Source organism: Paenibacillus sp. J2L1-98, assembly GCF_056269405.1.
In genome coordinates this window covers 1,057,338-1,064,454 of record NZ_JBWDNW010000001.1, presented here as the reverse complement: position 1 = coordinate 1,064,454, position 7,117 = coordinate 1,057,338, and the positions used below count along the sequence as shown (strand labels likewise).

Annotated in this window: 2 protein-coding genes and 1 pseudogene; all 3 read left to right on the top strand. The window is 49.5% G+C overall.

Going from position 1 to position 7,117, the window contains the following annotated elements:
• Positions 1 to 278 precede the first annotated feature (278 nt).
• A complete protein-coding gene (locus AC0YNZ_RS04640) occupies positions 279 to 812 on the top strand; it encodes a PDC sensor domain-containing protein (RefSeq protein WP_475825464.1) in 534 nt (177 codons plus the stop codon).
• A 31-nt stretch (positions 813 to 843) separates the two neighbouring features.
• Positions 844 to 6,252, top strand: coding sequence for a GH32 C-terminal domain-containing protein (locus AC0YNZ_RS04635; RefSeq protein ID WP_475825463.1), 5,409 nt, complete (start codon positions 844 to 846; stop codon positions 6,250 to 6,252).
• A 384-nt stretch (positions 6,253 to 6,636) separates the two neighbouring features.
• Positions 6,637 to 7,114 (top strand): annotated as a pseudogene (gene sigK, locus AC0YNZ_RS04630) (RNA polymerase sporulation sigma factor SigK); the annotation flags it as partial.
• Between the last annotated feature and the right edge of the window lie 3 nt (positions 7,115 to 7,117).

The window sequence follows — 7,117 nt, the reverse complement described above, 5'->3', positions numbered from 1 at the left end:
ACGGATCCAGGGCACGATTATCGGCGTATTGATTATGGGCGTGCTTACGAACGGTTTGACCTTATTGAATGTAGATTATTATTGGCAATTAATTGTAAAGGGCGGGGTTATCGTTGTGGCGGTTCTGCTTGACCGTTTACGCAGCCGCGGCTAAACAAAGAGAGGTCCTTCCCTCGCAGTGCGAATCAGCAAGACGTTAGGGGAGGACATCTTTGAACATATAAGAATTTATAAGTTTCACCCTTATACCTGCTTATATTTCACCGTGAAACGAGCTTTTGCCGTCAGAGGACGGCAACAGCCGTTTACGCTTCGGGAAAGATACGGATCAATCCGTGGTTTGGACGAAGCCGTATTTTGATGAAAATTCCAAGTCGGCGGTGCTGACTACGACAGCGCCGTTTTATCATTTTAACGGTGACTTCCGGGGTGTCGTAACAGCCAATATCGACCTGAAGAACTTGCAGAAAATGATATCATCAATCAAGGTAGGCAAAAGCGGTAGAGCGTTTTTAGCGGACAGCGAAGGCACGTACATCGCAGACCGCGATGAGCAAAAGCTGTTGAAAATGAAATTGACGCAGGATCCGAACGCAAACCTGGCAAACGCAGGTCAGACGATGCTCAAAAAAGAAAGCGATTACGCGACTTATGGGGATACAAGCGGCCTGAACCGGATTTATTATATGGACATTCCGGTTAAATGGAAGATGCCATTAAGAAAATCACACTCATTTCAAGGAAACCGCCACTCAGACGGTCAACATAATCGTTTACGTAAACGATTGCTTGAACTGTTTCATAATGAATAGCTAAAATATGAGGATTGGGGATACCATTTCTATGATTACGAATATTCGTAAATTTCGAAAGGCGAATAAGTCAGTATCGCTCCTTTTGGCTTTGTTGTTAACCTTTACCGGAGTTATTGCTCCGGGAGCACCGTATGATCTTGCCTTTGCGGAAGAAGCTTCCGCCACTACTCATGAAATCGTGAATCCCGGTTTTGAGACGGGAAACTTAAACGGCTGGACCGTGGCAGAAGGGGAGGCTCCGGGGCGTGTTACTTCGGACGTCGATTACTGGCATAAGGATCCGATCAATAACGCAGGCCAATATCACTTCTGGGGAGACGACGTTAAAGCAGGAGTTCTCGAATCGACCCGGTTTCAACTAGGTGGTACGGGTGAGATCAATTTCCTGATCGGCGGAGGTAACTTGGCTGATACGCAATATGTTGCTTTGGTTCGCGAATCGGATGGGGAAGAGCTCATCAAAAGCACGCATACAGCCTTTGCCGGCACCGAAGGCTATCATCGTGTTGTATGGGATGCATCTGCTTACCTTGGCGAGCTTGTATTTATCCGGATCGTTGATAAGGCTGCCGGCGGCGGCTGGCAGCATGTGAATGCAGACGATTTTCACGTTTATAATACGGAACAGATCAACATTGTGAATGCAGGCTTCGAGGAAGGTAATTTTAACGGGTGGACTACAGAAGGAGAGGCCTTTACGGTTTCAAACGAAGCTGCGAGCAGCGAAGGACAGGCTTATGGACATAGTGGAAACTACCACGCTTCTTCCGGGTCGGACGATGAGCCAAGCGGGACCTTAACTTCGTCGGTCTTTAAACTATTCGGTTCGGGCGAAATTGACTTTTTGATCGGCGGCAGCAACGATCCTGAAGGCCAATATGTGGAGCTCGTGCGGGAGGACTCGGGGGAAACGGTTTTCAAAGCGACGGGCAGCGGTTCGGACCGCTACAAACGGATCGTATGGAATGCCGAAGCCTATCTCGGCAAGAAGCTGTTTATCCGCGTAGTCGACAGCGGGGCCGGACATGTCAATGTGGATGATTTTCATGTACAGAATAAGAACAAGGGCTCTTATACGATGCTGAACGAAGATTTTGAAAGAAACGGCTTGGAGAGCTGGATCGCGGATGGTGATGCATTCACGGTTGCAGAAGGCGATACGGCTGTCATTCCCGGTTATCAGCGTCATGCGTACGCACAAAGCAGCATAGAAGGAGTGGGCTCGCTAACATCCAGCATATTCCGGCTTGCGGGATCGGGACAAGTGAACTTCAAGCTAGCCGGCGATAACGAAGCCGATCTTTATGTGGCACTTTATCGGGCTGGTGACAACATCGAATTAAAGCGGGTAGCTTCTTCAGGAAAGAATGCTTTCGAAACGGTAGAATGGGACCTGTCTCCTTATATGGATGAGCAGCTCTATTTCAAGGTGGTCGATCAATCAACGACTGGTCGGTTGTATGTGGACGACTTTAACTACTATGTTTCCTCGACGATCATCAACCCTGACTTTGAATCGGGAGATCTGCGCGGTTGGAAGGTTCTTGAAGGGACCGCATTCGTGAATGAAAGCATCGCGGACTCCAAGATCACGCATCATGGAACAGAGCCGTTCCTTCATCATGGCAATTTCCATATTTGGGGCTATCTGAACGGCGGCGACGATACAACAGGAGTCATGGAATCCGCTCACTTTACGCTGGAAGGCACCGGTAGAATCACGTTCCTGATCGCCGGCGGCAGCAGGCCGTCTGCAAGTGAGCTGGGGGTACAGCTTGTGCGCGATACCACAGGTGAAGTGATTTTTGAACAAACCGGGTATGACGACGAGAAGTATAAGCGCGTAGATTGGGATGCAAAGCAATATATTGGCGAAGAGCTCTATTTCAGAGTCATAGACCGTACTACTGGTGGTTGGGGTCATATCAACTTCGACGATGTCCGGACAATTAATCCGTTCGGCTCCGCGCTCAACCTCGGATTCGAATCGGGAGATTTGACCGGCTGGACAGTTGATGGAAATGCATTCAGCCAAGCGGTAAGCAATGCAGCAGGTTTCGGGCATGAGGGCGCTTATTATTTGTCAGGCAAAAAAGCAGGAAGTGACGCGTTGACAGGCGCTTTGAAATCGAGAGATTTTGAACTGAACGGCAACGGTAAAATTTCGTTCCTTATTGCCGGCGGCAGCGATGCCGACAAGCTCTATGCGGCGCTTATCAAAGCAGACACCGATGAGGTTCTCCTCAAGGCTACCGGCTCGAATTCGGATCAGTTCCGTGAAGTGACTTGGGATGCGTCTGCTTATGTTGGTCAAAAAGTGTATCTGATGATTTCGGATCAGAAGAATGAGGGCCCGTTCGGATACATCAGCGTCGACGATTTCGTCATGAACACGCCTGCCGTGCGTTACGGCGAGACTTACAGACCGCAATACCATTACACGCCCGAGAAGAACTGGATGAACGATCCGAACGGTATGGTCTATTACGAGGGCGAATACCATCTGTTCTACCAGAATACGCCTTTCTCTACGCAGCCTGACTTTGGCAGGATGCACTGGGGACATGCCGTGAGCAAAGATCTTGTGCATTGGGAAGAGCTTCCGCCAGCAATTGCACCGGGTGAGGACGGAGCCATCTTCTCCGGCAGCGCGGTGGTCGATACGAACAATACGAGCGGCTTTTTCGACGAGGAAGGATCCGGGCTGGTTGCGATCTTTACGAATAATGACAACAAGGCGCAGCCAGGCAAACCACAAGTCCAAAGCATTGCATATAGCAAGGATAAAGGTCGGACATGGACGAAATACGAAGGAAATCCTGTCTTGTTCCCGACGACGACTCTCGATTTCCGTGATCCTAAAGTGTTCTGGCATGAAGAGTCGTCCAAGTGGGTCATGTCGCTTGCCGTCAAAGAAAAAGTGGAGTTCTATACGTCTCCGAATCTCAAGGAATGGACCTTTGCCAGCTCGTTCGGGGCCGATACGGCAGGAACGCATCGCGGAATCTATGAATGTCCTGACCTGTTCCCCATCTATGTCGACGGGGAACAGGCCAAGAAGAAATGGGTTCTGACGCTCAGTGTCGGTGACCGTAACGGCGTGAATCCGAACGACCCGGATACGCCCGCAGGCGGATCAGGCATGATGTACTTTGTCGGCAATTTCGACGGCACGACCTTCACGCCGGATGAGCCGCTTGATTCGGTTGATGATGTAAAATGGGTCGACTTCGGATCCGACTTCTACGCGGCTGTAACATGGGGCGGCATACCTCCCCAGGACGGACGGAAATTATGGGTGGGCTGGATGAACAACTGGCGTTATGCCGGAACGTTGCCATCAGAAGAATGGCGCGGCAACATGTCGATTCCGCGTGAAATCAAGCTGAAGTCTTATCCGGAGGGCCTCCGTCTGATCCAATCGCCGGTGGAGGAGCTCAGCGACCTTAGGAAGCCGATTAAGACGCTGCAAGACGTGACGTTACAGCCTGACATGAATCCGACGGCTGACGTATCCACGGCCAAAGCGGAAATCATTGCAGAGTTCGAATTGGGGACCGCGACCGAATTCGGGTTTAAGGTACGGAAATCAACAGAAGAGGAAACGACTATCGGATATGATGTCAATAACAAGCAATTGTTTGTCGACCGAACAAATTCAGGCGCGACGGATTTCCATCCGGATTTCGCCGCTAAGCATGAGGCAGCGATGACGCCTGAGAATAACCGTATTCGGATGTCGGTTTTTGTAGACTGGTCAACGGTAGAGGTGTTCGGCAATAACGGGAAGGCCGTCATTTCCGATACGATTTTCCCCGGCCCGGGAAATAAAGGTCTTGAAGTCTATGCGGTTGGCGGAAACGTTAAAGTATTGTCTCTGCAAATCAATGACATGCAAAGTATTTGGAGAGACGAATCCATCAGCAAAATTAGGATGGATAATCGCGATTACAAGTTAAAGGTATCGCAAAGCCATCAATCGGCTATACGCGCCGTATCCGTTACCGATGCGATAAATACGCTCGGAGCGCCGCAGATCGACGTGACGGCTGATGCCAAGTATACTTCCTCTAACCCGGCTGTGGCTATGGTAAGCGCAAGCGGCTTGGTCATGGGCATGAGCGCAGGGACATCGGTCATCCAGGCTACTTATGGGGGGTATACATCTACCGCGAATGTAACGGTACAAGCTGTCAGCGACCCGGGGGGCAGTACGCCATCGCCGACACCGATATCAGGCGAAACGGTTACGAACAATAACGGCACGGTCAAAGCGGCGGTTAAAGCTAAGCTAGACGATTCCAATCTTGCACAGGCTTCGATAAGTGCAGATATTCTGCAAAAAGCATTGAATTCGACGGATGCAGGCAGCGGAGGAACGAAGCGGGTGGCAATTGAGATCGAGAGTGTCGGTGGAGCGGATGGATATACGCTGCAGCTTCCGGTCGCCTATCTCAATACGACGCAGATGCAGGCTGAATTCGAGATCCGTACACCGCTGGGTACTATGAGCGTGCGCAACGACATGTTGATCGCAACGGACGTGAATGGAGCAGGCGCGGTTTCGATCACCATCCGCCAAGCGGTCCTTGCCAAAGTTGATGCGGATATGAGCAGCCGAGTCGGCAACCGTCCAGTGTTGGATCTCGCCATAAGCGCAGGCGGAAAGTCTATTTCGTGGAACAATCCCGATGCACCGGTTACGGTTTCGGTCGACTATTCTCCAACCTTAGAAGAGCAAAGAAATTCGGAGCATATCGTAGTGCTGTATATCGATGAATCCGGAAAAGCAGCTTCAGTACCGAACGGTAGATATGATAAAGAATCCGGGAAAGTCGTGTTTACCACAACGCACTTCAGTACTTATGCCGTTGCTTTTGTACAGCAGTCTTTCGGGGACTTAGACCGTCATTCATGGGCCAAGAATCAGATCGAAGTTCTCGCTTCGAGAGGAATCGTGAACGGCACATCGGCGAATACGTTTAATCCTTCCGGAGCAATTACGCGGGCAGACTTCATGCTGATGCTGATAAGAACGCTGGAGTTAAAAGTGAAGGGCACAACCAATTTCAATGATGTTAAGCCAAGTGATTATTACTTTGAAGCGTTGGGGATTGCCAAAAAGCTGGGCGTCGCCCAAGGCAGTGGCGATAATAACTTCAATCCGAAGGCACTCATTACAAGACAGGATATGATGGTGATGACGGCGAGGGCGCTTAAAGCGGTAGGGAAACTCGGAGAGGTCGAATCGGCAGATATGAGTCAATATTCCGACGCGAACAAAGTATCTAGTTATGCCTTTGAATCATTGTCCGTTCTGATCAAAATGGGTCTTATCCAAGGCGATAAAGGTAATCTGAATCCGCAAGGCAAAGCAACGCGCGCGGAAGCCGCGGTTATCATGTATCGGGTTTGGGAATCCATCATGAAAGAGTAAGCACTCAAAGTGGCCATTACTCGATCTTGAGGTGATGGCCACTTTTGTACAGTTACCCACGGAGAAAATGGAACTCATATGATAACTACAAAAAATTATTCCAAGAAGAATAAACAGTTCCCTCCTCAACATATCATCATTTCTTAATTTATTAAACGATTATCGATCTGATTGCCTGATTCCGGCGCCCGCTTTGGGTACCGGATTAATTTTTGCTGCTGCGGTAAAAGGAAGGTGCGGTACCCTCGACTGTTTTGAAGAAACGGCTGAAAGCATGGATACTTGGAAATCCCATCTTCTCTGCGATAATAGTAAGCGGCCACTCATAATGAAAAATTGGCCAAAGTGATTTGTACAAGAACAATACATTTATAATAAAACGATGAAAGGATCGGCGAGGATCTCGAGGATTTAATCAGCATTGGGACAATTGGTTTAATTAAGGCGATCGAGAGCTTTCAAACCGGAAAAGGAACGAAGCTCGCGACGTTTGCAGCTCGTTGTATCGAGAATGAAATACTTATGCATTTGCGGTCTTTGAAGAAGACGCGGTGATCCGATCGGCACGGATAAGGAAGGCAATGAGATTACGTTGATCGATATCCTCGGTACTGAGGCTGATGATATCGTGGATAAGGTGCAGCTGAAGATAGAGAAATCGAAGATCTATAAGAATTTAGATATTCTCGATGATCGTGAGAAGGAAGTCGTTATCGGCCGCTTTGGCCTTGAGCACGGCGGGGAAGAGCGGACGCAGCGGGAGATCGCGAAGGAGCTCGGCATCAGCCGCAGCTATGTGTCGCGGATCGAGAAGCGGGCGCTGATGAAGCTTTATCATGAGTTTTATAAGGCGAAGAAGTAGGAA

Bases quoted from the DNA above. Each gene is read 5' to 3' on its own strand.
- AC0YNZ_RS04635 (WP_475825463.1), top strand. From the start codon at position 844: ATGATTACGAATATTCGTAAATTTCGAAAGGCGAATAAGTCAGTATCG.